The sequence below is a fragment of the Rhodococcus koreensis genome (assembly GCF_900105905.1).
Lineage (GTDB): Bacteria > Actinomycetota > Actinomycetes > Mycobacteriales > Mycobacteriaceae > Rhodococcus_F > Rhodococcus_F koreensis.
The window spans coordinates 2,262,599-2,287,038 of record NZ_FNSV01000005.1 but is presented as its reverse complement, the minus strand read 5'-3'; the positions used below and the strand labels follow the sequence as shown (position 1 = coordinate 2,287,038).

22 protein-coding genes are annotated in these 24,440 nt (G+C 69.5%); 16 read left to right on the top strand and 6 right to left on the bottom strand.

Going from position 1 to position 24,440, the window contains the following annotated elements; all coding sequences use genetic code 11:
* Genes BLV94_RS15315 through BLV94_RS15305 form a run of 3 tightly spaced genes read left to right on the top strand, consistent with a single transcriptional unit; the run spans position 1 to position 2,355 of the window.
* A complete protein-coding gene (locus tag BLV94_RS15315) occupies positions 1-873 on the top strand; it encodes a MaoC/PaaZ C-terminal domain-containing protein (protein WP_072940799.1) in 873 nt (290 codons plus the stop codon).
* Complete coding sequence (locus BLV94_RS15310; protein ID WP_072940796.1) at positions 870-1,520, top strand: PaaI family thioesterase; 651 nt, start codon at positions 870-872, stop codon at positions 1,518-1,520. The genes BLV94_RS15315 and BLV94_RS15310 overlap by 4 nt, the downstream gene beginning before the upstream one ends.
* 22 nt (positions 1,521-1,542) lie before the next feature.
* Positions 1,543-2,355: a mycofactocin-coupled SDR family oxidoreductase gene (locus BLV94_RS15305; protein WP_072940793.1), complete on the top strand. Its 813-nt coding sequence runs from the start codon at positions 1,543-1,545 to the stop codon at positions 2,353-2,355.
* 73 nt (positions 2,356-2,428) lie between these two features.
* Here BLV94_RS15305 and casG read toward each other — a convergent pair whose 3' ends face one another.
* The gene (gene casG, locus BLV94_RS15300; protein WP_072940790.1) at positions 2,429-4,090 is read right to left on the bottom strand and encodes a steroid-24-oyl-CoA synthetase; all 1,662 of its coding nucleotides are present in this window, start codon (positions 4,088-4,090) and stop codon (positions 2,429-2,431) included.
* Between the two features lie 154 nt (positions 4,091-4,244).
* On the opposite strand from casG, the gene BLV94_RS15295 reads away from it, so the two are divergent.
* Genes BLV94_RS15295 through BLV94_RS15285 form a run of 3 tightly spaced genes read left to right on the top strand, consistent with a single transcriptional unit; the run spans position 4,245 to position 8,033 of the window.
* Entirely contained in the window at positions 4,245-5,438 is a 1,194-nt protein-coding gene (locus tag BLV94_RS15295) for an NADH:flavin oxidoreductase (protein WP_072940787.1), read from the top strand.
* A 26-nt stretch (positions 5,439-5,464) separates the two neighbouring features.
* Positions 5,465-7,132, top strand: a complete 1,668-nt coding sequence (casI, locus tag BLV94_RS15290; protein ID WP_072941186.1) for a steroid-22-oyl-CoA synthetase — start codon at positions 5,465-5,467, stop codon at positions 7,130-7,132.
* Between the two features lie 13 nt (positions 7,133-7,145).
* Positions 7,146-8,033 carry an LLM class F420-dependent oxidoreductase gene (locus BLV94_RS15285; RefSeq protein ID WP_072940784.1) on the top strand — a complete coding sequence of 296 codons (888 nt, stop codon included), beginning with the start codon at positions 7,146-7,148 and terminating at the stop codon, positions 8,031-8,033.
* On the opposite strand, the gene BLV94_RS15280 is transcribed toward BLV94_RS15285, so the two are convergent.
* Complete coding sequence (locus BLV94_RS15280; RefSeq protein WP_072940781.1) at positions 8,017-8,457, bottom strand: nuclear transport factor 2 family protein; 441 nt, start codon at positions 8,455-8,457, stop codon at positions 8,017-8,019. The genes BLV94_RS15285 and BLV94_RS15280 overlap by 17 nt on opposite strands.
* Before the next feature lie 139 nt (positions 8,458-8,596).
* Here BLV94_RS15280 and BLV94_RS15275 point away from each other — a divergent pair, with 139 nt between their 5' ends.
* From BLV94_RS15275 to BLV94_RS15250, 6 genes are read left to right on the top strand one after another with little or no spacing between them, the layout of a single operon-like run.
* Positions 8,597-9,763: an acyl-CoA dehydrogenase family protein gene (locus BLV94_RS15275; RefSeq protein WP_072940778.1), complete on the top strand. Its 1,167-nt coding sequence runs from the start codon at positions 8,597-8,599 to the stop codon at positions 9,761-9,763.
* The gene (locus BLV94_RS15270; protein WP_072940775.1) at positions 9,760-10,698 is read left to right on the top strand and encodes a bifunctional MaoC family dehydratase N-terminal/OB-fold nucleic acid binding domain-containing protein; all 939 of its coding nucleotides are present in this window, start codon (positions 9,760-9,762) and stop codon (positions 10,696-10,698) included. Before BLV94_RS15275 ends, BLV94_RS15270 begins: the two co-directional genes overlap by 4 nt.
* Positions 10,698-11,810, top strand: coding sequence for an acyl-CoA dehydrogenase family protein (locus tag BLV94_RS15265; protein ID WP_072940772.1), 1,113 nt, complete (start codon positions 10,698-10,700; stop codon positions 11,808-11,810). The genes BLV94_RS15270 and BLV94_RS15265 overlap by 1 nt, the downstream gene beginning before the upstream one ends.
* Complete coding sequence (locus BLV94_RS15260; RefSeq protein ID WP_072940769.1) at positions 11,807-12,238, top strand: MaoC family dehydratase; 432 nt, start codon at positions 11,807-11,809, stop codon at positions 12,236-12,238. Before BLV94_RS15265 ends, BLV94_RS15260 begins: the two co-directional genes overlap by 4 nt.
* Positions 12,235-13,413 (top strand): lipid-transfer protein, encoded by a 1,179-nt coding sequence (locus BLV94_RS15255; protein WP_072940767.1) that lies wholly within the window; start codon positions 12,235-12,237, stop codon positions 13,411-13,413. The genes BLV94_RS15260 and BLV94_RS15255 overlap by 4 nt, the downstream gene beginning before the upstream one ends.
* Positions 13,414-13,415: 2 nt before the next feature.
* Positions 13,416-14,228 carry a MaoC/PaaZ C-terminal domain-containing protein gene (locus BLV94_RS15250; protein WP_072940764.1) on the top strand — a complete coding sequence of 271 codons (813 nt, stop codon included), beginning with the start codon at positions 13,416-13,418 and terminating at the stop codon, positions 14,226-14,228.
* A 76-nt stretch (positions 14,229-14,304) separates the two neighbouring features.
* Here BLV94_RS15250 and BLV94_RS15245 read toward each other — a convergent pair whose 3' ends face one another.
* A complete protein-coding gene (locus BLV94_RS15245) occupies positions 14,305-15,078 on the bottom strand; it encodes an SDR family oxidoreductase (protein ID WP_072940761.1) in 774 nt (257 codons plus the stop codon).
* 113 nt (positions 15,079-15,191) lie between these two features.
* On the opposite strand from BLV94_RS15245, the gene BLV94_RS15240 reads away from it, so the two are divergent.
* Together BLV94_RS15240 and BLV94_RS15235 are read left to right on the top strand one after the other, a co-directional pair.
* Positions 15,192-15,953, top strand: coding sequence for an SDR family NAD(P)-dependent oxidoreductase (locus BLV94_RS15240; RefSeq protein ID WP_072940758.1), 762 nt, complete (start codon positions 15,192-15,194; stop codon positions 15,951-15,953).
* A 182-nt stretch (positions 15,954-16,135) separates the two neighbouring features.
* The gene (locus tag BLV94_RS15235) at positions 16,136-17,191 is read left to right on the top strand and encodes a ferredoxin--NADP reductase (RefSeq protein ID WP_072940755.1); all 1,056 of its coding nucleotides are present in this window, start codon (positions 16,136-16,138) and stop codon (positions 17,189-17,191) included.
* 8 nt (positions 17,192-17,199) lie between these two features.
* Here BLV94_RS15235 and BLV94_RS15230 read toward each other — a convergent pair whose 3' ends face one another.
* From BLV94_RS15230 to BLV94_RS15220, 3 genes are read right to left on the bottom strand one after another with little or no spacing between them, the layout of a single operon-like run.
* Positions 17,200-18,069, bottom strand: coding sequence for a class II glutamine amidotransferase (locus BLV94_RS15230; protein WP_072940752.1), 870 nt, complete (start codon positions 18,067-18,069; stop codon positions 17,200-17,202).
* Between the two features lie 24 nt (positions 18,070-18,093).
* A complete protein-coding gene (locus tag BLV94_RS15225) occupies positions 18,094-18,822 on the bottom strand; it encodes a flavodoxin family protein (RefSeq protein ID WP_072940749.1) in 729 nt (242 codons plus the stop codon).
* Between the two features lie 58 nt (positions 18,823-18,880).
* A complete protein-coding gene (locus BLV94_RS15220; protein WP_072940744.1) occupies positions 18,881-22,369 on the bottom strand; it encodes a serine/threonine-protein kinase in 3,489 nt (1,162 codons plus the stop codon).
* 103 nt (positions 22,370-22,472) lie between these two features.
* Here BLV94_RS15220 and BLV94_RS15215 point away from each other — a divergent pair, with 103 nt between their 5' ends.
* Entirely contained in the window at positions 22,473-23,180 is a 708-nt protein-coding gene (locus tag BLV94_RS15215; RefSeq protein ID WP_072940726.1) for a nitroreductase, read from the top strand.
* A 1-nt stretch (position 23,181) separates the two neighbouring features.
* Entirely contained in the window at positions 23,182-24,324 is a 1,143-nt protein-coding gene (locus BLV94_RS15210) for a class I SAM-dependent methyltransferase (protein WP_072940723.1), read from the top strand.
* The last annotated feature ends 116 nt before the right edge of the window (positions 24,325-24,440 follow it).

The window sequence follows — 24,440 nt, the reverse complement described above, 5'->3', positions numbered from 1 at the left end:
ATGGCGATCGACGTGAAGGCGGCGCTGGCCGCGGACCCGGCCGTCCGCGAACTGTCGTGGACCGAACGCGACGTGATGCTCTACCACCTCGGACTCGGCGTCGGCGAGAACACCCGGGACCCGGCGGAACTGCGCTGGGTGTACGAGAAGAACCTGCGCGTGCTGCCGACGTTCGCGCTCGTCGCGGGGCAGGGCATCTCGGCGGGCGACGTACCGCAGGCCGGGCTGAGCCTGCCCGGCATCGACATCGACCTGCGCACGATCCTGCACGGCGGCCAGTCGCTCACCGTGCACGCGCCGATCCCCGCCTCGGGTTGGGCCCGGGTGTCCTCGCGGGTGGCCGACGTGTGGGACAAGGGCAAGGCCGCCGTCATCGTGCTCGAACAGACGGCCACCGACTCGGGCGGGAACCCGTTGTGGACCACGGGGATGCAGATCTGGGCCCGTGATGAGGGCGGGTTCGGCGGCTCCCCGGGACCCGAGTCGGTGGCCACGATGCCGGACCGGGAGCCCGACAGGGTGCTCGTGTCCCGCACCGGGACTGCGCAGGCGCTGCTCTACCGGCTCAGCGGCGACCTCAACCCACTGCACGCGGACCCCGAGTTCGCCGCCGCGGCCGGGTTCGAAAGGCCGATCCTGCACGGGCTCGCGTCGTACGGTGTGGTGTGCAAGGCCGTCGTCGACGGAATGCTGGACGGCGATCCCACGCGACTGCGCCACTACGCGGTGCGGTTCGCGGGCTCGCTGTATCCCGGCGACACCGTCGAAACTGCGGTCTGGCAGGAGGGCGACCGGCTCACCCTCCGCGCGACGTGCCCCGACCGGGCCGGGCAACCGGTGCTGACCCAGGCGACGATGGAGGTGACCGGATGAGCGTCGGAACGCATCCCACGTTCGAGAACAGCCCGCCGGGAACGGTGCTGACGTCGCCACCCGACGGTTCCGCCGTCGACGGGGCGACCGGGGCCGCCCGGCGTGTGGTCGACGCGTTGCTGCGCACCGACCGCGGCAACGCCAACCTCGAGCGCGTCGCGGAGGAGTTGAACAGCATCGCCGAACACCTCGAGGAACACGCCCCCGCCGTCGCGGAGCGGCTGATCGACATGTGGAACGGCGAGGGCGTCACCCGGCACGATCCCGTCACCGGACCCGAGAACGCGCTCGCGCCGCCGCTGGTCCTCGAGGGCCTGCCGGACGGATCGGTCCGAGGCACCGTCACCCTGACCATCCCGTACCAGGGGCCGCCCGGGCACGTCCACGGCGGCGTGTCCGCGCTCCTGCTCGACCACGTCCTCGGCGTCGCCAACGCGTGGGGTGGAAAGGCGGGCATGACAGCGCAGTTGAGCACCCGCTACCACCGCCCGACGCCGCTGTTCGAACCGCTCACCCTGACCGGGAAGCTGATGTCGGTCGACGGCCGCAAGATCACCACCGCCGGCGACATCCGGACCGCGGACGGTCAGGTGTGCGTCTCCGTCGAGGGACTGTTCGTCGACACGACCGTGCCCCGCCCACGATGACCCGGATCAGGAGCAGAACGTGATGTCACCGCAGCGTTTCGAGAACAAGGTCGTCTTCGTCACCGGCGCCGCCCGCGGGCAGGGCCGCGCCGAGGCCGTCCGGTTCGCGTCCGAGGGCGCCGACGTCATCGCGATCGACGCCTGCACCGAATTCGCGTCCACGCCCTATCCCGGCGCCACCCGGGACGACCTGGCAGAGACGGTCCGGCTGGTCGAGTCGACGGGGCGGAGGATCGTCGCGGCCACCGCCGACGTGCGCGACTTCGACGGCCTCTCGCGGGCACTGGCCGACGGCATCGACCGGCTGGGCCGCCTCGACGTCGTGATCGCGAACGCGGGCATCTGCTCGGGGGCGCTGTCGTGGGAGATCACCGCCGAGCAGTGGAAGGAGACGGTCGACGTCAACCTCACGGGAACATTCCACACCGCGAAGGCGGCGATTCCGTACCTGATCGAACAGGGTGAGGGCGGCGCCGTCGTCTTCACCAGTTCGGTGTCCGGGTTGAAGGGCACCCCGTTCACCGGGCACTACGTCGCCACCAAGCACGGCATCACCGGGCTGGCCAAGACGATGGCGAACGAACTCGGTGAGCACCGCATCCGCGTCAACACCGTGCACCCGGCGGGGGTCGATACCGGCATGAAGATGCGCGACCTGCACCCGCTCATCACGAAGTACGCGTCGACTCTCGGCTCGATCTACCAGAACACGCTGCCCTACACCATCACCCAGCCGGAAGACGTCGCCGCCGTCGTCGCGTGGGTGTGTTCCGACGAAGCGAAGTACATCACCGGGGCGCAGATCCCCGTCGATCTCGGCAACCTCATCCGCTGACGTTCGCCCGGTCTTCCCTCACCCGAATGCCGCGGGGGTGCAGTTCGACTGCACCCCCGCGGCATTCGGTGCGTCAGACGGTGATGTCGCGGCGGACCATCTTGCCGGTCGCGTTGCGGGGCAGCAGGTCCGTGGTGATCCGCCAGCGGGTCGGGACCTTGAAATACGACAGGCGATCGGCGGCGTAGTCCCGCAGTTCCGCTTCGGTGGTCGCGGCACCCGGTCGCAACACCACCACGGCGGCCACCTCCTGCCCCAGATCCTCGTGGGGCGTCCCGATCACGGCGCACTCGAGCACGTCGGGGTGCTCGTCGAGGCACTGCTCGATCTCGGTGGGGTACACGTTTTCGCCGCCGCGCAGGATCAGATCCGAGCGGCGTCCGGTCAGCCGGAGGCGGCCGTTCTCGACGATCCCGAAGTCGCCGGTCCGGAGCCACCGGCCCGGGGCGATCGCGGCGGCGGTGGCGGCCTCGTCCTCCCAGTAGCCGAGCATCACGAACGGGCTGCGCACACACACCTCACCCTCGACGCCGTCGGGCAGCCACTCCCCGAACGGGTCGCGGATCTCCATGCTCACCGTGATGATCGGCCGCCCCAGAGTGCCCGGGAACTGCTCGAGTTCGGGGGCGGTGGCCACGGCGATCGCGGTACTGCATTCGGTGAGCCCGTAGCTGTCGACGAGTGCGTTGCGCGCGAACGGCACTCTCTCGCGCAGACGTTCCTTGAACGCGACCGACGACGGCGCGGAGGCCAGCGAGAACGACGTGAGCGACGACAGGTCGTACCTGTCGAGGTTCTCGTGCTCCACCAGTCGGGACGCCATGGTGGGCACCGCACCCCAGTTGGTGACGCGTTCCCGCTCGACGAGACGGAGTACGGCGTCGACGTCGAATCCACCCTGGTGCATGACGACCGCCCCGCCCGTCGCCAGCCGCGGAATCACCAGATTGTGCAGGCTCGCGATGTGGAACAGGGGAGACGTCAGAAGGTAGCGGAGCGGACTCGGCGCGGCCGGATCGACGGGCCGTCCACTGAATTCGCCGACCACGGCGTCGCTGAAGCGGTGGTAGTCGACGACAGCCAGGATGTTGCGCTGCGAGTGCAGCGCTCCCTTGGGCCTGCCGCTCGTGCCGCTGGTGTAGAGGATGGCGGCGGGGTCGTCCTCGTCGACGTCGGTGTGCGGCAGGGGGGCGCCCGCGTAGCGCGCGAAGATTCCGGGCAGATCCTCCTCCATCGTGAGGACCGGGACCGCGGTGCCGACCGCGGCGAGCGTCTCGGCGCGCTTCGCGTCGGCGATCACCACGGTGGGACGGCTGTGCGTCAGCCCGTACTCGACCTCCCGCGGAACCCACCAGCCGTTCAATCCGACGCTGATGGCGCCGAGCACCTGCGTGGCCCAGAACGCGACCACCCACTCGGGGGTGTTCGCGGCCAGGATCGCCACCCGGTCACCTTTCCGGACGCCGTGGTCCTCGCGCAGCGCCGTCGCCAGGGCGGCGACCGCGGCGGCGTGCTCGGTGTAGGACATCCGGCGGTCGGCGGTCACCAGGTAGTCCCGGTCGCCCCACCTCAGTGACGTGGTGAGAAGTTCTCCGACCGAGCGTCCACGGTTCTTCATCACGGGCATCCGGGTGCCGAGCACCGGTTCCTCGACGAGTTCGAACCGGCCACCGGGTCCGGTGAGGCGGGACATCACCTGACCCAGGAGCAACTGTGGATCTGTAGGGGCAGTCATCGGGGCGACCTTTCGTCCTCGGGCACTCGTACCGACACAAGATGGCACGCCGTGACGGGCGCCCGGACGTGGTTACCACTCAGCGAGACTGCCACGATCCGTGACATCCCGGCGCCGTTACGTTCGACAGCGAATCGCAGCTGGAGGAACTCATATGACGATAGATCTCGACCCGCCCGCAGTGAAGGTCGATCCGCTCGCCCCGGCCCGGCTCGGGCCGATCACTTTGCGTAATCGCGTGATCAAGGCGGCGACGTACGAGGGGCTGACCCCGAAGGGTCTGGTCACCGACGAGCTCATCGAATTCCATCGGCAGCCCGCCGCCGGAGGAGTGGGCATGACGACGGTCGCGTACTGCGCGGTCGCCGCCGACGGCCGGACCTCGCCCGGCCAGATCCAATGGACCGACGAGACGATGCCGGGCCTGCGGAAGCTGACCGACGCCATCCACGGCGAGGGCGCGGCGGTGTCTGCGCAGATCGGTCACGCGGGACCGGTCGCGGCCGCGAAGTACATCGGGTACCCCGCGTTGGGCCCGTCCCGTGCCTTCCGGATGACCACGCAGAACTTTTCCAAGCCGGCTTCGACGGCCGATATCGCCCGGATCGTCGAGGCGCACGCGAACGCGGCCCGCCGCGCGGTGGAGGCGGGATTTGACGCCGTGGAGATCCATTTCGGCCACAACTACCTGATCAGCTCCTTCCTGAGCCCGAAGGTCAACAAGCGCACCGATGAGTACGGCGGATCCCTGGCGAACCGCGCCCGGTTCGCGCTCGAGACCGCCCGGGCCGTGCGGGACGCGGTGGGAGACCGGATCGCGATCCTCGCGAAGCTGAACATGGACGACGGTGTGCCCGGCGGCTTCTGGGTGGACGAGGCCATCCAGGTGGCGCAGTGGCTCGAACGGGACGGTTCACTCGACGCGCTCGAGCTCACCGCGGGCAGTTCGCTGCTGAATCCGATGTACCTGTTCAAGGGCGACGCGCCGCTCCGTGAGTTCGCCGCCGTCATGCCGCAGCCGACGAAACTGGGAATCCGGTTGGTCGGCAAGCATTTCCTGAAGGAATACCCCTACCGCGACGCCTACCTCCTCGAGGACGCCCGGCAGATCAGGGCCGCCGTGACGATGCCGCTCGTGCTGCTCGGCGGCATCACCGGCAAGGCGACCATGGACCTGGCGATGGAGGAGGGCTTCCAGTTCGTGGCGGTCGCACGGGCACTGCTGCGGGAACCCGACCTCGTCAACCGCATCACGGACGAGAACCACAACCCCGGATTGTGCATTCACTGCAACAAGTGCATGACGGCGATCTACGGTGGCACCCACTGCGTGCTCCGAGCGCAGTGAGCGTGCAGGCCGTGTCGACAGGAGAGATGGAGTTGGAACGCACCACGATCGCCCGGATGCTGCTCGACCGCCTGGGTGACGACAGGATGGGAGTCCGCACCCGGGAACAGGATTGGACCTGGGACGAGGTCGTGCACGAGAGTGCCGCGCGCGGGAGCGTCGCGTCCTCGCTGCGCCGCGACGGCCCGTTCCACGTGGGCGTCCTGCTGGAGAACACCCCCGAGTTCCTGTTCTGGCTGGGCGGCGCGGCCCTCGCAGGCGCCACCGTCGTCGGCATCAACCCGACCCGCCGCGGGGCGGAACTCGAGGCCGAGATCCGGTACGTCGACTGTCAGCTGATCGTGACGGACACCGCGGGGAAGGCGCAGCTCGCGGGTCTCGACCTCGGGCTGTCCGAGGACCGGTTCCTGCTGGTCGACGAACCGGCCTACACCGACCTCGTCGCGGCCCACGCCGTGGAGCACCCGGTCGAGGACCCCGCGCTCGACCCGTCGACGCTGTTCCTGCTGCTCTTCACGTCCGGCACCACCGGCACGTCGAAGGCGGTGCGGTGCAGTCAGGGCCGCCTCGCCCGGCTGGCGTACGCGAACATCGCCAAGTACGGGCACGTGCGCGAGGACGTCGACTACTGCTGCATGCCGCTGTTCCACGGCAACGCGTTGATGGCGCTGTGGGCGCCCGCGCTCGCCATCGGCGCCACCGTCTGCCTGCCGCGAAGGTTCTCCGCGTCCGGTTTCCTGCCCGACGTCCGGTTCTTCGGTGCCACGTTCTTCACCTACGTCGGCAAGGCGCTGGCGTACCTGATGGCCACCCCGGAACAACCCGACGACCGGGACAACACGCTGGTCCGCGGTTTCGGGACCGAGGCGTCCCCGGAGGACAAGGCCGAATTCGTCCGCCGGTTCGGCGCCGAACTGTACGAGGGATACGGCTCGAGTGAGGGCGCCGGCTCGGTGACGCTCGACCCCCACGCCCCCGAGGGCGCGCTCGGCAGGCCCGCGAACGAGAACATCGTCATCGTCGACCCCGATACGCTCGCGGAGAAGACCCGGGCTCGGATCGGAGAGCACGGCCGGGTGCTCAACCCGGACGAGGCGATCGGCGAGATGATCGACAGGGCGGGCGCGGCACGGTTCGAGGGCTACTACAAGAACGAGGACGCGATCGCCGACCGGATCAGGCACGGGTGGTACTGGACGGGCGACCTCGGGTACGTCGACGAGGCCGGCTTCATCTACTTCGCAGGCAGGAAGGGCGACTGGATCCGGGTGGACGGCGAGAACACCTCGGCGTTGATGGTGGAGCGGATTCTGCGCCGCCACCCGAAAGTGATCGCCACCGGCGTGTACGCCGTGCCCGACCCGAGGTCGGGTGATCAGGTGATGGCGGCCGTCGAGGTGTCGGACCCGACCGATTTCGATCCGGTCGAGTTCGCCGCGTTCCTCGCCGGCCAGGACGACCTGGGCACGAAGGCGGCCCCGCGATTCGTCCGGGTGTCGACGGACCTGCCGGTGACGGGATCGAACAAGGTGCTCAAACGGACCCTGCAGGAACAGCGCTGGCGGTGCGACGATCCGGTCTTCCGGTGGGTGGGACGCGGTGTTCCCGAGTACCACGCGATGACCGACAGTGAGAAGGCCGCGCTGGAGCAGGAGTTCCACACGCACGGCCGGCAACGATTCCTGCACGTGTGACGGTGAGGGTGACATGAAACTGGGTGTGGTGATTCCCGTCGAGCTGGGACGGGCCGGTGAGCCCGAGTGGATACTCGAATTCGCCAGGGCTGCCGAATCACTCGGATTCGACGAGATCTCCGCCGTCGAACACTCGGTCGTCATCGCGGACACGGAGAGCGAATACCCGTACTCGCCCACCGGAAAGTCGCATCTGCCCGACGACTGCAGCCTCCCGGACCCCCTGGAACTGCTGTCGTTCGTCGCCGGCGCCACGACGACCCTGGGTCTCGCGACGGGAGTGCTGGTACTGCCCAACCATCACCCGGTGGTGCTGGCGAAACGCCTCGCCACCCTGGACCGGCTGTCGGCGGGACGCCTCCGCGTCTGCCTCGGTCTCGGCTGGATGCGGGAGGAGATCGAGGCGTGCGGCGGCGACTTCGACCGACGCGGCGCGGTGGCCGACGAGGCGATCGCGGTGATGCGGGCCCTGTGGTCGGGCACCGCCGCGGTCGACTTCGAGGGCGAATACTTCTCCTTCCGCGGCGCGCAGAGTTGGCCCAAACCGCAGCGGGATTCGGGCGTGCCGCTCTTCATCGGCGGTCACAGCCCGGCCGCCGCACGCCGTGCCGGGAGGCTCGGCGACGGGTTCCAGCCCCTCGGCCTCGCCGGCGACGACCTGAATCGGGCGATCGCCCGGATGCGGGCCGCCGCGGCAGGCGCGGGCCGCGACCCTGCCGACGTCGAACTCGTGCTGGGTGCCACGCTGCCCCGGCTGGACGAGGCGAAACTCGACCGGTCCCGGGACCTGGGCGCGAACCGGCTCGTCCTGTCGGCGTCCCGGCACGCGCAGTCCCTGGACCAGGTCGTCGACGAGATGGCCGCCTGCTCGGCCCGCCTGGGACTCAGTCCGGCACGGTGACCGGCACGTCCTCGCTGAAGTCGACGATCAGTTCGCGCCGGGCGAACCGCCAGCCGGAGTCGCCGAGCACGTAGCGGTCGTGGTAGCGCAGTGCGATCCGGTTGTCACGGAATCCGTTTCGGCCGGAGTAGATGTGATGGGCGGTGCAGTACGTCTCACCCGACGCCGTCGACCCGTCCACGTCGAGCACCTGCTGGTGGACGACGTGCCGCGTGGAATGCAGATGCGTGACGGCGTCCACGACGGCGGACGCGAGTGCGTCACTGCCGTGCAGTTCCGTCGCCGCGCCGGTGCCCGTCAACGCGGGCGGAAGGACGAACGTCGCGTCGGGGTCGAACAGCGTCGCGAGCGTCGCCGCCTCGCGCCGGTCGACGGCCCGCGCGTAGCGGGCGGTGAGTTCGGTGAGAGCGAATTCGGTGGCCATTCCACCATTCCAGCGGACGCCCGGCATCGGCGACAGCCGCCTCCCGGTGACCGAGACACCGGCACCGGGGCGGGGGAGTGCTGGTTAGCGTCCAGAACACACGTGGCGACAGCCACGCACAGGCATGAGGAGATCGCCGATGGATCTGAGGGAATCGCCCGCGCAGCGGGAACTCCGGCGGGAATTGCGCGCCTACTTCGCGGCATTGCTGCCGGAGGAGAAGCGGCGCGTCGCAGGTGAGGAGGGTGTCGGCGGCGAACACTTCCGCGACATCGTGCGCCTGCTGGGCAAGGACGGCTGGCTCGGTGTCGGCTGGCCGGTCGAGTACGGCGGCCAGGGTCGGTCGATCGAAGACCAGTTCGTGTTCTTCGACGAGGTGCAGCGGGCCGGGTTGCCGTTCCCGTTCGTCACCGTCAACACCGTCGGGCCCACGCTGATGAAGTACGGCACCGAGGAGCAGAAGGCGCGGTTCCTGCCCGGCATCCTCGCCGGCGACATCGTGTTCGCCATCGGCTACACCGAACCCGAGGCAGGCACCGACCTCGCCGCGCTGCAGACCCGGGCCGTGCGCGACGGGGACTCGTGGATCGTGGACGGCAACAAGATCTTCACCAGCGGCGCCAACACCGCCGACTACGTGTGGCTGGCGTGCCGCACCGATGCGGACGCGCCCAAACACAAGGGAATCTCGATCCTCATCGTGCCCACCGACGACCCCGGGTTCAGCTGGTCGCCCATCCACACCGTGGGAGGACTGACAGTCACGTCGACGTACTACAGCGGGATCCGGGTCGGCGATCAGGACGTCGTGGGCGACGTCCACGGCGGGTGGCAGTTGATCACCGCGCAACTCAACCACGAACGGATCGGGCTCGCGGCGCTCGGCGGCCGCACACTCGGCTTGTGGCACCAGGTTCTCGACTGGGCCCGGGAGAACGGCGCACTCGACATCCCCTGGGTACAGATGGACTTCGCCCGCACCCACGCCAAGCTCGAGGCGATGCGACTGCTGAACTGGAAGATGACCGCCGCGGTCGCGCGGGACGCGTTGTCGGGCGCCGACGCCGGCGCCACCAAGACGTACGGCACCGAAACCCACGTCGACGTCTACCGCACGCTGCTCGGGATCCTCGGCGCCGCGAGCCGGCTGCGCCCCGGCTCACCGGGAGCGGTCCTCGCCGGCCAGATCGAACAGATCTCACGGCAGAGCGTGGTGAACACGTTCGGCGGCGGCGTCAACGAGGTGCTCCGCGACATGGTCGGCACCCTTGGCCTCGGACTGGTGCGCGAGAAGAGGGTGAAATGAGCGAACTCCTCACCCGGCTTCGGGCGTTCGAGGGTCGGACGATCGTCCCTGCCACCTGGGGTCCCGACCCCGTGAACACACCCATGATCCGGCACTGGGCCGAGGCGATGGGTGACACGAACCCCGTCTACCTCGACGACGACGCCGCACGCGCCACCGGCCGTCCCGGTGCCGTCGCGCCGGCCCAGATGCTGCAGGTGTGGACGATGCGCACGTACGCAGACAAGATGTCCGGCGCCGACCCGTCACCCGTCTGGACGGAACTGGTCGACACCCTCGACGAGGCGGGATTCACGTCCGTCGTCGCCACGGATTCCGACCAGGAATTCTTCGCCGAACTGTGCCCCGGCGACCGGGTCAGCATGACCGAGGTGGTCGAGTCCGTGTCCGCGGAGAAGCTGACCGGGCTCGGCGCCGGACATTTCGTCACCACGCTCAAGACGTACCGCAACGGCGACGGTGAGATCGTCGGCACCCAGCGGTGGCGGACACTCCGCTTCCGGCCCACCGAACGCCCGGTCCCGCGCGCCCTGCGCCCGCGTCCTGCCCTCAACGAGGACAACGCCTTCTGGTTCGCGGCCGCCCGCGAGCACCGCCTCGTCATCCAGCGGTGCACGGGTTGCGGTGTGCTTCGGCACCCGACCGGACCGATGTGTGGGGAGTGCCGCTCCACCGAGTGGGACACCGTCGACGCGTCGGGGCGGGGCACCGTCTACACGTTCGTCGTCAACCACCACCCGAAGATCGACGCCTTCGACTACCCCCTGATCGTCGCGGTGATCGAACTCGAGGAGGGCACCCGGCTGATCGCCAACATGACGGGCGTCGAACCGGGGGACGTGCACATCGGAATGCCGGTGGAACTGGACTGGATCGACGCCGACCCGGAACTCACGCTCCCCGCGTTCCGGCCCGCCACATGGGAGGAGAACTGATGGACTTCACATTCGGCGAGGAGCAGGAAGCGGTGCGCGGACTGGCCGCGGACGTATTCGCCGCCAAGTCGCGACCCGAACGGATCAAGGAAATCGAGTCGACCGCCGACCGCATCGACCGGGAACTGTGGCGCGAACTCGCCACCACCGGTCTGCTCGGCATCGCCCTGCCCGAGAACCTCGGGGGCGGCGGCGCGGGACTCGCGGAACTGTTCGTCCTGCTCGAGGAACAGGGCCGGACCGTGGCGCCGGTTCCGTTGTGGCCGCACGTGCTCGGCGCGCTCGCGATCACCGAGTTCGGGGCGCCCACCCAACGCGACGCCCTGGTCCCCGCGGCGGCGGACGGCAGCCTGATCCTCACCGTCGCACTCGAGGAGTTCGGACCCTATGTGGACGGTGAACCGGCGACGACTGCCCGCGAGGTGGACGGCCGGTGGCACGTGCACGGCGCCAAGGCCGCGGTGCCGGTGGCGCATGTCGCCGAACGCCTCGTCGTCTCCGCGGCGACAGTGAGCGGTCCGGCGCTGTTCCTGGTGCACCCGGAATCCGCGGGAGTGACCGCGCAGCAGGCGGAGTCGACCACCCGCGAGATCTGCGCGAACGTCACGTTCGACGGGGCGCCGGCAGAGCCACTCGGCCCCGCGGACGGTACCGCGGTGCGGTGGCTGCTCGACCGGGCGGAGCTCGCGGTCGCTGCCCTGCAGCTGGGCGTGGGCGAAGGTGCGGTCCGTCAGGCCGTCACCTATCTCAATGGACGCACCCAGTTCGGCCGCCCGCTCGCGACATTCCAGGCCGTCACCCACCAGCTCGCGGACTGCTACATCGACCTCGAGGCCATGCGTGTGACGCTCTGGCAGGCCGTCTGGCTCCTCGGGAGCGGGGAGGATCCGGGAACCGCCGTGCCGGTGGCGAAATGGTGGGCCACCGACGGCGGCCAGCGGGTCGTCCACCGCACGCAGCACGTGCACGGCGGGATCGGCGTCGACACCGACTACCCGGTGCACCGGCACCTGCTGTGGGGCAAACAGCTCGCCGCCACACTCGGCGGCGCCTCTTCCGACCTGGCGCGTCTGGGTGCGCAACTGGCGGCCGGCGTCGAGGTGGTCGCATGACCGCGACCGTCGGCGCCCCGGCCTACGAGACCGTGCAGATCGGCGACCGGCTGCCGGAGCTGGTGATTCCGCTGACCCGCACCCTGATCGTCGCCACCGCCCTCGCCACCCGCGACTTCCAGGACGTCCACCACGACCCGGCCCTCGCGGTGGAGCGGGGATCGAAGGACGTGTTCATGAACATCCTCACCACCAATGGACTGGTGGGGCGGTTCGTCACCGACTGGGCGGGCCCACACGCGTCGCTGCGCCGCATCGCGGTGCGGCTCGGCGTCCCCAACCACCCCGGCGACGAGATGACCCTGACCGGTGAGGTGGTCGCGAAGGACGACGGCCTCGCGACCGTGAAGATCCGCGGCACGAACAGCCTCGGCGACCACGCCACCGGCACCGTCGTCGTCGCCTTGCCTGCACGAGGAGACCTGTGACCAGCCCCCTGTCGGGCGCCGCCGCCATCGTCGGCATCGGCGCCACCGAATTCTCCAAGCACTCGGGACGCAGCGAACTGCAACTGGCGTGCGAGGCGATCGTCGCCGCGCTCGCCGACGCGGGCATCGACCCGTCCGAGGTGGACGGACTGTCCACGTACACCGCCGAAACCAACGGTGAGGTACTCGTCGCCCGCAACACGGGCATCGGTGAGCTGAAGTTCTTCTCCCGCATCGGCTACGGCGGCGGCGCCGCGTGCGCCACCGTCCAGCAGGCGGCCATGGCCGTGGCGACGGGCATCGCGGACGTCGTCGTCTGCTACCGCGCGTTCAACGAACGGTCCGGTGTGCGTTACGGACTCGGGCAGCACGACCGCCCGATGGACAGCACCGCGGACCGGGCCGCCTACGCCTGGCTGACCCCACAGGGACTGTCGACGCCCGCCCAGTGGGTGGCGATGTTCGCCCGCCGGTACATGCATCGGTACGGTGCCACGAGCGAGGACTTCGGCCGGGTCGCGGTCGTCGCCCGCAAGCACGCCGCCGTCAACCCCGCCGCCTGGTTCCACGGGAGGCCCATCACCCTCGACGACCATCAGCAGTCGCGGTGGATCGCCGAACCGCTGCGTCTACTGGACTGCTGCCAGGAAACCGACGGCGGCCAGGCGCTCGTCGTCGTCTCCGCCGAACGCGCCAAGGACCTCCGCAACACCCCGGCGATGATCAAGGCCGCCGCGCAGGGGTCCGGCAAGGACCAGCACATGATGGCAAGCTACTACCGGCCCGACATCACCGGAATACCCGAAATGGGCCTCGTCGGCAGGCAACTCTACGGGCAGAGCGGTCTCGCGCCGGACGACATCGCGGCGGCGATCCTCTACGACCACTTCACCCCGCTCGTCCTGCCGCAACTCGAGGAACTCGGGTTCTGCGACCCCGGCGAGGCGAAGGACTTCATCCGGGACGGCAACCTCGAGATCGGCGGCCGCCTCCCATCCAACACGCACGGCGGCCAGATCGGCGAGGCCTATCTGCACGGGGTCAACGGCATCGCCGAGGCGGTACGCCTGATCCGCGGAACGTCGACCACACAACCGGACGGCATCGGCAACGTGCTGGTGACCGCGGGCACCGCCGTGCCCACCAGCGGCCTGATCCTGGGCAGAGAGGACTGATCATGACGACAACCGAGCGCACGACGGCAGGAGCGTGGCGGGGTGAGGACCTCGGCACCCGGACCGTGAGGTACGACGAGCGCGATGCCATCCTGTACGCACTGTCGGTGGGTGCGAGGGCCACCGAACTGGACCTCGTCTTCGAGGAGCGTCTGCGGGTGCTGCCCACGTTCGCTCTGACGCTCGCCCAGTGGGCGCCCGACGAACTGGGGTCGCGGGGCGCTTTCGACACGAAGACGGCGCTGCACGGATCGCAGGAACTGACGGTGCTCGCGCCACTTCCGCGTCGCGGCGAGATCGCGTTGTCGGCGTCCGTCGGCGAGGTGTGGGACAAGGGTTCGGCGGCAGTGTTCGACGTGCGCGTCGAATCAGAGTTCTTCGTCGCCACCTGGTCGCTGTTCGCGCCGGGCGCGGGCGGGTTCGGCGGCGATCGCGGTCCCGCGAAACCGTCTCGGCCCGAGGGCGAACCGGTCGTGCAGCGCGTCCTGCACACCGCGGAGAACCAGGCGGCGCTGTACCGGCTGACCGGCGACCGGCACCACATCCACATCGATCCGGCGGCGGCGGAGCGGATCGGGCAGCCCCGGCCGATCATGCACGGCCTGTGCACCCTCGCCGCGAGCGCGCTGGAACTCGCGCGGGCGCTCGACGTGCACCCCGCCGACCTCGCCCGACTCGAGGGACGGTTCGCCGCACCGGTGTACCCGGGCGACGCGCCGTCGTTGCGGGCGTGGGGCGACGCGCACGATGCGTCGTTCGAACTCGTCCAGGGCGACCGGCCGGTGATCGCCGGCGCCCGCGCCGCGTTCGGCTGACCGCACGGTCGCCTTCCGTCGCCGAATGCCCCACCGGTGCAGGTGAACTGAACCGGTGCGGCGTTCGGTGTCGAGGTCAGGAGTGGGCCGCGAGGTACCGCGCCGGGTATTCGCCGCCGCCGTGGACGGCGAGATCGGCGCCGTTGACGTACGACGCCTGCGCGCTCGCCAGGAACAGGCAGGCGTCCGCGATGTCGGACGGCACCGCCATCCGCCCCATCGGAAGGGTCCGGGTGACGGCGGCGCCGCCGTCATCGCCGTAGACGGACGCCGCGCTCTCGGTGCGGATGAGGCCTGTGGTGATGTGGTTGATGCGGACCTTCGGAGCCCATTCGAGCGCAAGCGCTTTCGTCAGCACGAGCAGGCCCGCCTTCGCGGCGCTGTAGGCGGCGGTGCCCGGTTGCGGATCGTGGGCCGAGACGCTGCCGATGTTGACGATCGCGCCGCCGTCGGACTGCTGCTGCATCACCGCATTCGCGGCCTGGGCGACGGTGAAGGGTGCCAGCAGATTCAGCGCGACGATCTTCTCGACGAAGCGCGGCGAGACGGTGGCGGCGTCGGCGTCGGGCGACCCACCCGCGTTGTTGACGAGGACGTCGAGGCGGCCGAATCGGGCGACGGCATCGTCGATCAGTCCAGCGGCGTCGGCGTGGTCGCGAACGTCGGTGGCGCGGAACGCGGCGGTGCGATCACCGTGGGCGGGCAGGGTGTCCGGCGCGGACCGGCCGCACACGAGCACGTTCGCACCCGCGGCGAGAAACGCCTCGGCGACGACGAAACCGATGCCCTTGGTACCGCCGGTCACGACGACGGAGCGGCCACTGAAATCGAGAGGACGGGGATGTGTCACGGGGAGACCTTCGGAGTGGGGAGCGCGGGGGAGACCCGGCGCTCGGCGGTGATCAGTGAATATGTACGACCAAGCAATTGCTTGGTCTCGATAGTAGGGGAACGGGAGCGGACATGAACACACTCGACGGCAAGGTCGCACTGATCACGGGTGCCGGCCAGGGGATCGGGCAGGGAATCGCCCTCGCCCTCGCACGGGAAGGGGCGGCGATCGCGGTCGCCGGACGCACGGAATCGAAACTGCACGACACGTGCGAGCGACTGTCCACGATCGGCGCCCGTAGCGCACCCGTGGTGTGCGACGTCAGCAGGCGCAAGGACATCGCGTCCGCCGTCGAGCGGACCGTGGATGTGTTCGGCGGCGTCGACATCCTGGTCAACAACGCCAACGACTGCTCACCGGGACCGATCCTGTCGGTGATCGACGAGGAGTACGAGCGGTCGTTCGCGACGGGACCGCTCGCGACGCTGCGGATGATGCAGTCGTGCCACCCGCACATGGTCTCGCGCGGCGGCGGCGTGATCGTCAACCTCGTCACGTCGGCGGCCGTCCGCTGGGACGCGAGCAACTACGGCGCCTACGGTTCGATCAAGGAGGGCATGCGTTCGCTGACCAGGTCGGCGGCGTGCGAGTGGGGCCGGGACGGCATCCGGGTGCTGTCCGTCGCCCCGCACGCGAAGAGTCCGGCGCTCGCGCGGTGGATGGACCGGAACCCGGACGAGGCGGCGGAGTTCGTGGCGGGCATCCCCCTCGGACGGGTCGGTGACGCCGAGACCGACATCGGGCGCGCCGTCGTCTTCCTCGTGAGCGAGGACGCCGGCTACCTCACCGGGGCGACCATCCCCCTGGACGGCGGGCAGTCCCGTTGGGGCTGACGGCGGGCAGTCCCGTTGGGGCTGACGGCGGGCAGTCCCGTTGGGGCTGACGGCGGGCAGTCCCGTTGGGGCTGACGGCGAAAATCCGGGGTCCCGCCCAGCGGGAAAGGCTGAGGCCACCACTGTCGAACTGCACTAGTTTCGGCAGGATCGAATTACCGTAGCGAGAGGGCACCGTCGCGATGACGACCGTTGAAACACCACGCAGTTCGCGATCAGTAGTGGTCACCGTGGCCGCCGTCGTGGAGGAGACGTCCGACGCCCGGTCGCTGGTGTTCGACGTCCCCGACGAGCGCAGGCACGAATTCGCCTACAAGCCCGGGCAGTTCCTGACTCTGCGCATCCCGAGCGACCGGACGGGATCCGTCGCGCGGTGCTACTCGCTGGCCAGTTCGCCGTTCACCGACGACCTGCCGAAGGTGACGATCAAGCGCACCGCGGGCGGCTACGGTTCGCACTGGTTGTGCGACAACGTCGGCGTCGGTGACCGCATCGAGGTGCTGCCACCCGCCGGAGTGTTCACCCCGGCGAGCCTGGACGAAGACCTGATCTTGTTCGCCGCGGGCAGCGGAATCACCCCGGTGATGTCGATCCTCAAATCGGCGCTGAGCGAAGGGAACGGGAAAGTCGTTCTCGTGTATGCGAACCGGGACGAGAAGTCGGTGATCTTCGCCGACGAGTTGCGGGACCTCGCCGCCCGCCACGAACACCGGCTGACCGTCGTGCACTGGCTCGAGAGCGTGCAGGGCCTGCCGACACCACGCCAGCTTGCCAACCTGTCGGACCGGTTCCGGGACCACCGCGCCTACCTGTGCGGACCCCGCCCCTTCATGGACGCGATCCACGAGTCGCTCGCACTCGCCGGCGTCCCGCGCGACCGGGTGCACGCCGAAGTGTTCACCTCACTGTCCGGTGATCCGTTCGCGGACGTCGTGGTCGAGGACCTGCCGGACACGGAAGCGGGAGCGGCGTCGACGGTCGAGGTGCAACTCGACGGCGAGGCGCACAACCTCAGCTGGCCGCGCCGGGCGACGCTCGTCGACGTCATGCTCTCCACGGGACTCGACGTCCCCTACTCCTGCCGCGAAGGCGAATGCGGTTCCTGCGCATGCACGGTCGTCGAGGGTGAGGTGGACATGGACAACGCATCGATCCTCGACCCCGAGGACATCGCGAGCGGCTACATCCTCGCGTGCCAGGCCCGTCCCGTCAGCGAGCACGTGCGGGTCGAGTTCTGACCGGGTAGCTATTTCTCGGTCTGCGCCGCCGCCGCGCGGGCGTTCAGGTCGGCGAGGCGGATCGGGTACCGCGGCGGGCGATCGACGATCACCTCGCGGGTGACGCCGAGGTCGGCGCCGACGTGCAGCAGTTCGCCCGGCTGCAGCGGCGTCCAGCCGGGATCCTCGTCCATCTGCTCGCTGGCGACGACCACCGCGGGACGCTCGGCGAGATGTTCGGACCTGGCCCGGATCCGGCCGGGGGTACTCGCGTGCTGGAGGTGGCGTCCGCCGCTCGGACCGCCTGCCCGCCGTTCGAGGAAGAGCAGGTCGTGGGTGTCCGGATAGCGCAGCGCCCACAACTCGCCGGGGGTGGTCAGCAGGATGTTGAGCGCGTAGATCGGCACGTTGTCGGCCAGCCACCGCGCGGCCGACGTGATCCCTGCCGTGACGTCGCCGCCGTTCCTGCCGATGTGACTGGTCACGAGGGCGAAGACGCGTTCCGAATCGGTGTCGCCGTGAACGAGTGCGAGATCGGAGCCCAGTTCCGCCTCGAGCTTCGGCAGGTCCTCGACCACGCCGTTGTGAGCGAACACGCGACCGTCCTGGGCGAACGGATGAGTGTTCTGCGGAAGCAGTTCGCCCGTGGTCGCGAAACGGATGTGCGCGACGAACGTGGCCGAGTACCGGTGCTTCGCCTCCTGCGCGAACTCCGCGTCCTCGTAGGCGGCGAGTGGTTGCTTCTCCACCACCGGAGTTCCGTCCTCCGCGAACGTGCCGAGGCCGGTGCCGTCCGGCTCGCGGTGACTCTGCTGCGCCAGGCTGTCCGGGGCGTCCAGCAGCCAGAACGACGCGCGGACACGGTGCGGGGCGGCGGACAGCCCGAACAATCGGCACATGACTTCCCTCTCGGGTGGGACGGCTCAGCGGTAGTCCGGGTTGGCGAAGTCGGGGCGGCAACCGGCGTCCCACTCCGACCGTTGATTGCCGTACACGGGGAACCCGCCTGCCTTCTTCAGCATCGCGGCGACGTGCATCAGGTTGTACGTCATGAACGTGGTGTTGCGGTTGGTGAAATCGTTCTCCGGGCCGCCCGACCCCTCGTCGAGATACGACGGTCCGGGCCCGGCTTCACCGATCCATCCGGCGTCGGCCTGCGGCGGGATCACGTATCCGAGATGCTGGAGGCTGTAGAGGATGTTCATCGCGCAATGCTTGACCCCGTCCTCGTTGCCCGTGATCAGACACCCACCGGCCCGCCCGTAGTACGCGTACTGGCCGTGGTCGTTGAGCAGCGACGAGCATCCGTACAGCCGCTCGATCACCTGCTTCGTGACGGAACCGTTGTCGCCGAGCCAGATCGGGCCCGCCAGCACCAGGATGTCGGCGTCCAGCACACGCCGGAACAGTTGTGGCCACTCGTCGCTCGGCCACCCGTGCTCGGTCATGTCCGGGTAGACGCCGGTCGCGATGTCGTGGTCCACCGCCCGGAACTGGTCGACCGACACTCCTTCCTTCTCCATCAGGCCGACACTGCGGTCGATCAACCCCTGGGTGTTGCTCACATCGGGCGACCGCTTGAGGGTGCAGTTGACGAACAAGGCACGCAGACCACTGAACCGTGGCCCGTCCTGCGGCGATGGATCGGTCATCAGTCCACGATATGCCGCGGCGGTTCCTCTTCGTGGCGGAAGTGGCGAGAGGTCGCGGCTAGCTCTCGATCGGCGTCGCCGTCTCCAGTGTCGCGGCCAGGAACTCCGCCGGAACATCCGGCCGGTCGGACGGCCACCGGCCCGCTCGCCGGTCCTCGAGGAGCGCCGTCAGGGCGGGCACCATGCGCGGACCGCCGTCGATCAGGTAGCGCACGAAGCCGATTCGCACACACGTCGCGGCGATGGACGCAAGCACCGGCTTCGCCTCGTCGACCCGTCCCGCGGCGACCAGGCACGCGACGAGCAGTCGATTGGCCTGCATCGCCGCCCTCGGCCTGCGCTCCTGCTCGACCCGGCGCACCCACTCCTGCGCCCGGCGGCACGCGACGTCGGGCTCGACCGCCGACTGCTTCCGGATCTCGGTGGCGTCGTCGAGCTGCGCGATGATCTCGGCGAAACCGAAATCGGGTTCCCGGCTGGGTTTCCCGGCAGTGGGCGGCGGCTGCGGCGAGGCGGGCAGGCCGAGCCGGACCCGTTCGTTCTCGACCCGGGCCCGCAGCCGGGGCAGTCCCAGCGAGGCCGCCGCGGACGCCCCCTCGTCGAGGTGCCGGGCCGCGGACACGACGTCGCCGCGTGCCGCCTTCAGCCGGGCGCCCGTCACGAACCGGGCGATCATGAAATCGACTATGCCCGCCTCCGGTCCGAGTTCGTAGCTCTCGTCGAGAAGTCGCTCGGCCTCGTCGAGACGACCCAGCTCGTACATCAGCTCGCCCAGGAGCGCCCCCGCGAGACGTGCGGCGTGCGAGTGCGAGCCGATCGATTTCGTCGCGGTCTGCACGGCCAGCCGGAAGTTGTCCTCGGCTGCGGTGATGTCGAGTTGTTCCATCGCGGCGATACCGGCGAAGCAGTAGCCGTACATCTTGCTGAACGGTCCGATGGTCCGCTGGTGGTAGCCGGTGGCCCACTCCTGCAGGCGGCGGGCCTCCACGAAATCGAACTGGGCGATCGCGACCGCGGAGGCGAGATTGGACCCAGCCGAGACCACCCACGCGCGTAGGGTTTCCGGCCGGGCCAGACATTCCGCGATGAGGTCGGGCACTCCGGCGATGCGATCGGACGACACCGCGATCACGGCGCGGACGATGTCGGCCTCCACCCGGATGTCCGCCTGCTCGGATTCGCTCAGCGCCGACGACTCGAGACTCGACGCGACCAGCGACAGCGCCTTCAGCGCCGGCGACACCCGCTGCAGCAGGATGTTCGCCCACGCCACCGCGATCTGGATGCGCGGACTGGACTCGACCAGCGTCTGCGGCAGCTTGTCGACCAGGCCGAGCAGCGCGACCATCCGCGAATGCTCCACCAGGTACATGCCCTGTTCCTCGACCACCGCGACGGCCACGTCGCGATCGCCCGCCGCCAGTGCGTGATCCACTGCGTCGCTGACGTAGTGGTGATCGGCGAACCAGTGCGCGGCCGCACGGTGCAGATCCGCGACGCGCGACGGATGATCGCGCTCGAGCCGTCGGCGCAGGTATTCGGCGAACAGGTGGTGGTACTCGAACCACTCCCGGTCCTCGTCGAGGCTGCGCAGGAACAGGTCGCGCGATTCGACCTGCTCGAGCAGGGCCTGACCGCGGGTCACGTTCGCCAGCACGCCCGCGAGTTCGCCGCACACCCGCTCGGTGATCGACGTGGCCAGCATGAAGTCGAGCAGCGCAGGCTCGAGCGTGCTGAGCACGTTCTCCGCCAGGTACTCGCCGATCGCGTGGTGGCGGCCCGACATGTGCCGGATGAGGTCGCCGGGATCGGCGCGATCGCGCAGCGAGAGCGACGCCAGTTGCAGCGCCGCCACCCACCCGTCCGTGGTCTCCTCCAGCGCTTCCACGTCGGAGTCGTCGAGGTGCAGTCCGCCGAGGTCGACCAGGAACCGCTGCGACTCTGTGATGTCGAAACGCAAAGCCACGGAGTCGATTTCGACGAGCTCGTCACGCACCCGCATCTTGGCGAGCGGAAGTCCCGCCTGGCTTCGGCTGCTCACCACCATCTGCAGGTGGTGGCAGCCGTTCTCCAGGATGAAGTCCATCGCCGCGATCGTGTCCGATGACGTGACACGGTGCCAGTCGTCGATCATCACCACCACGTGCCGCCTGCTGTCGTGGACCTGATTCACCAGCGACGTGAGCACGAACCGTTCCGCCTCGGCGCCGTTCTCGTCGAGCGCCTGGCCCAGTTCGTCGGCCAGCGTCGGCTCGGCCCGGCGGATCGCCTCGACGAGATGGGACAGGAACCACACGACGTTGTTGTCGTCGTTGTCCACCGTCAACCAGGCGACGGCGGCGCCGTCCTCGATGAGGACGTCGCGCCACTGGGCTGCAACGGTGCTCTTCCCGAAACCGGCGGGGGCGTGGATGAGCGTCAACCGCCGCCGCTGGCCCAGCCGGAGCAGATCCAGGAGGCGGGTGCGCTCCACCAGGGAACGCATCGGGGTCGGCGGCCGGAACCGGGCGGCGGCGCTCGGCGGGGTGGCACCGGACCGCCGCCGGTAGCTGCGACTGCGCCCGGACTGCGTGGTCGGCGTCGAACTGTGCTCGGTGCGCGGGAACTCGTCCGCCGCGGCGGGGAGCGCCATCTCGTCGACGTCGAGTCCGTGCCTGCGTTCGATGTCGCGGAGTTCCTGCCCGAATTCCGCTGCAGATTCCGGTCGGTCGGTCGGTTCCTCGGACATGGCCCGCTCGATGGCAGTGCACACGTCGTCGGGAATGTCCTCGCCCCGCAGATCCGGAACGGGTTGCGTGGCGATGCGGAGGAACTGCGCGACGAGCCGCTCGCCGCTCCGCCGCTCGAACGCGGCATGTCCGGTCAGAAGACAGAACAGTGCGGCGCCCAGGCTGTACACGTCGGAGGACGCGGACGGCGCGTCACCGCGCAGGACCTCCGGGGCCGTGAACGCCGGCGAACCGGTGATCATGCTCGACGTCGTCTCGAAACCCCCCGAGACGCGCGCGATGCCGAAGTCGGTGAGCTGTGGTTCCCCGTATCCGGTGAGCAGGATGTTCGCGGGCTTCACGTCGCGGTGCAGGGTGCCGAGGCGGTGCGCCGTTTCCAGAGCGCCCGCCAGTTTCACGCCGATGCGCAGCGTTTCACTCCACGGCAGCGGCCCTTCGCGGCGAATCCAGGCGTCCAGCGAGTTGCGCTGGTGGTACGGCATCACGATGTACGGCCTGCCGCTGCGTGTCACCCCGGACTGCAGGATGTCGACCACATGCGGATGCCCCGACAATTTTCCCATCGCACGCTGCTCGCGCAGGAAGCGTTCCCGGTCCTCGCCGTCCAGATCGGAGGACAGCACCTTGATCGCGACCGTGCGGTCGAGGGCCGTCTGCAGGCAGCGGTACACGACCCCGAACCCTCCCCGGCCGATCTCGCGGGCGTCGTCGAATCCTTCCGAAGACAGCTCCGCGACGATGTCGGTCACGACGATCCGCTTGGTAGCCTGCGGATCCGAGTCGGTCGGCCCGGAACTGCTTTCCGGGTGTCGTGGCACACTCAATGAAATCACCTTCTCGGTGCACTGACGCCAGCATATCGCGGTCGTGCGACACGGAGAGCGGTGTTCGAGAACGAGTAGACCCGAGGAGAATTCGACGGTGACGGATACCGGCATTGCGACAGCGCGCACGACCCCGGCCGAGCGCACCCTGGCCCAGCTCCTCGACGCGCGAATCAGTTGCAGGGCATACCTGCCGGAGCAGGTGCCGCGCGACGTGATCGAGAGGATCCTCGAGCTCGCGCAGCAGACGCCGTCGTGGTGCAACACGCAGCCGTGGCAGGTCGCGATCACCGAGGGGGAGGGCACCGAGCGGTTCCGCGCCGGGCTGGCGGAGTACGTCCGCACCCACCCGCAGGAGTCCGACTTCGACTGGCCTCGCGCATACGTGGGCGAACACAAACTGCGCCGCCGCGAGTGCGCCATGCAGCTGTACGCCAGCGTCGGGATCGCCCCCGGCGACCGGGCCGCGTCCGCCGAGCAGACGATGAAGAATTTCGACCTGTTCGGGGCGCCGCACGTCGCGATCGTGACCACTCACGAAGCACTCGGCACCTACGGCGCCGTGGACTGCGGCCTGTACGTCGAGACGTTCCTGCTCGCCGCGCAGAGCCTCGGAGTGGCGACCATCCCGCAGGCCGCCGTCGCGGGAAGCTCGCGGTTCATCCACGACTTCTTCGCGCTCGAGGAGGACCGCAGGGTGGTCTGCGCGATCTCGTTCGGGTACCCCGACACCGAGAACCCCGTCAACGGATTCCGCACCCACCGGGAACCCGTCGCCCACGTCGCGCAGTGGGTGTCCCGGTAACGTGCTCGACTCCGAAGTGTTCGACCGGGACGACCTGTTCTCCCGGCTGCGTCGACGCCCCGACGTCGAGGCCCCCAACCTGACGGCCGTCGACGCCGCCGACCGGCTGATCCTCGACGAGGGCGCGGCCGCCCTGTCCGCCGCGTCTCCCGGGACGCTCACCGTGATCGGCGACCACTACGGTGCCCTCACCCTCGGCGCCGCGGTGACGCACGGTGCCACCGGAATCCGCGTGCACCAGGACCCGCTGACCGGCGAACTGGCGCTGGCCGCCAACGCCGCGACCGTCGGGCTCGCCGACCGGTACCGGGCCTGCGCGCTCGGCGAGGAACTGCTCGCGGGGGCGACGGTCGTGCTGATGCAGCTGCCGCGGAGCCTCGGCGAGCTCACCGAGGTCGCCGAGACGATCGCCCGCCACGCCGACCCGTCCGTCGTCGTCTACGCGGGCGGACGCAACAAGCACATCTCCACCGCCATGAACGACGTGCTCGGGCGGTCGTTCTCCGACGTCCGCGCCACCCTCGGCAGACAGAAGTCGCGGGTGCTGATCGCGCGCGGACCGCGGGACTCGGCGCAGCAGACGTACCCCGTCACCGATCACCTCGCCGAGATCGGGCTGGACGTCGTCTCCTACGGGGCGGCGTTCGCCGGCCCCAAACTGGACATCGGGACCCGGTACCTCCTCGACTTCCTGCCCCGGGTGAACCCCCGGGCCCGTGCGGCCGTGGACCTCGGCTGCGGAACCGGCATCCTCGCCGTCAGCCTGGCCCGCCTCCTCCCGGAGGTGTCGGTGATCGCGACGGACCAGTCGTCGGCGGCGGTGGCGTCTGCTGCCGCGACCGCCCGCGCCAACGGGCTCGACGGGCGGGTGTCCACCCTGCGCGACGACGCCATGTCCAGCCTCGCGACCGACAGTCAGGACGTCGTCCTGTGCAACCCGCCGTTCCACGTGGGCGCGGCCGTCCACACCGGTGGGGCCTCGAAGATGTTCGCCGAGGCCGGCCGCGTGCTCCGGCCCGGCGGCGAGTTGTGGACCGTGTACAACTCCCACCTCGGATACCGGGGCCGGTTGCAGCGGCTCGTCGGCAGAACCGACGTGGTCGGGCGGAATCCCAAGTTCACGGTCACCCGGTCGGTGGCCTGACCGCCACGCCGACCGGCCTCGTCTGGCGAGTGTCCCCGCGGCACCGGTAGAGTCCGAATTGTCCGACCCGAAAGCGACGAACGGGAACTTGCGGTGGGTGCGGGACGTTCAACGTA

Excerpts from the sequence above, each read along its gene's own strand:
- BLV94_RS15315 (WP_072940799.1), top strand. The coding sequence starts at position 1 with ATGGCGATCGACGTGAAGGCGGCGCTGGCCGCGGACCCGGCCGTCCGC.
- BLV94_RS15310 (WP_072940796.1), top strand. The coding sequence starts at position 870 with ATGAGCGTCGGAACGCATCCCACGTTCGAGAACAGCCCGCCGGGAACG.
- BLV94_RS15305 (WP_072940793.1), top strand. The coding sequence starts at position 1,543 with ATGTCACCGCAGCGTTTCGAGAACAAGGTCGTCTTCGTCACCGGCGCC.
- casG (WP_072940790.1), bottom strand. The coding sequence starts at position 4,090 with ATGACTGCCCCTACAGATCCACAGTTGCTCCTGGGTCAGGTGATGTCC.
- BLV94_RS15295 (WP_072940787.1), top strand. The coding sequence starts at position 4,245 with ATGACGATAGATCTCGACCCGCCCGCAGTGAAGGTCGATCCGCTCGCC.
- casI (WP_072941186.1), top strand. The coding sequence starts at position 5,465 with ATGGAGTTGGAACGCACCACGATCGCCCGGATGCTGCTCGACCGCCTG.
- BLV94_RS15285 (WP_072940784.1), top strand. The coding sequence starts at position 7,146 with ATGAAACTGGGTGTGGTGATTCCCGTCGAGCTGGGACGGGCCGGTGAG.
- BLV94_RS15280 (WP_072940781.1), bottom strand. The coding sequence starts at position 8,457 with ATGGCCACCGAATTCGCTCTCACCGAACTCACCGCCCGCTACGCGCGG.
- BLV94_RS15275 (WP_072940778.1), top strand. The coding sequence starts at position 8,597 with ATGGATCTGAGGGAATCGCCCGCGCAGCGGGAACTCCGGCGGGAATTG.
- BLV94_RS15270 (WP_072940775.1), top strand. The coding sequence starts at position 9,760 with ATGAGCGAACTCCTCACCCGGCTTCGGGCGTTCGAGGGTCGGACGATC.
- BLV94_RS15265 (WP_072940772.1), top strand. The coding sequence starts at position 10,698 with ATGGACTTCACATTCGGCGAGGAGCAGGAAGCGGTGCGCGGACTGGCC.
- BLV94_RS15260 (WP_072940769.1), top strand. The coding sequence starts at position 11,807 with ATGACCGCGACCGTCGGCGCCCCGGCCTACGAGACCGTGCAGATCGGC.
- BLV94_RS15250 (WP_072940764.1), top strand. The coding sequence starts at position 13,416 with ATGACGACAACCGAGCGCACGACGGCAGGAGCGTGGCGGGGTGAGGAC.
- BLV94_RS15240 (WP_072940758.1), top strand. The coding sequence starts at position 15,192 with ATGAACACACTCGACGGCAAGGTCGCACTGATCACGGGTGCCGGCCAG.
- BLV94_RS15235 (WP_072940755.1), top strand. The coding sequence starts at position 16,136 with ATGACGACCGTTGAAACACCACGCAGTTCGCGATCAGTAGTGGTCACC.
- BLV94_RS15230 (WP_072940752.1), bottom strand. The coding sequence starts at position 18,069 with ATGTGCCGATTGTTCGGGCTGTCCGCCGCCCCGCACCGTGTCCGCGCG.
- BLV94_RS15225 (WP_072940749.1), bottom strand. The coding sequence starts at position 18,822 with ATGACCGATCCATCGCCGCAGGACGGGCCACGGTTCAGTGGTCTGCGT.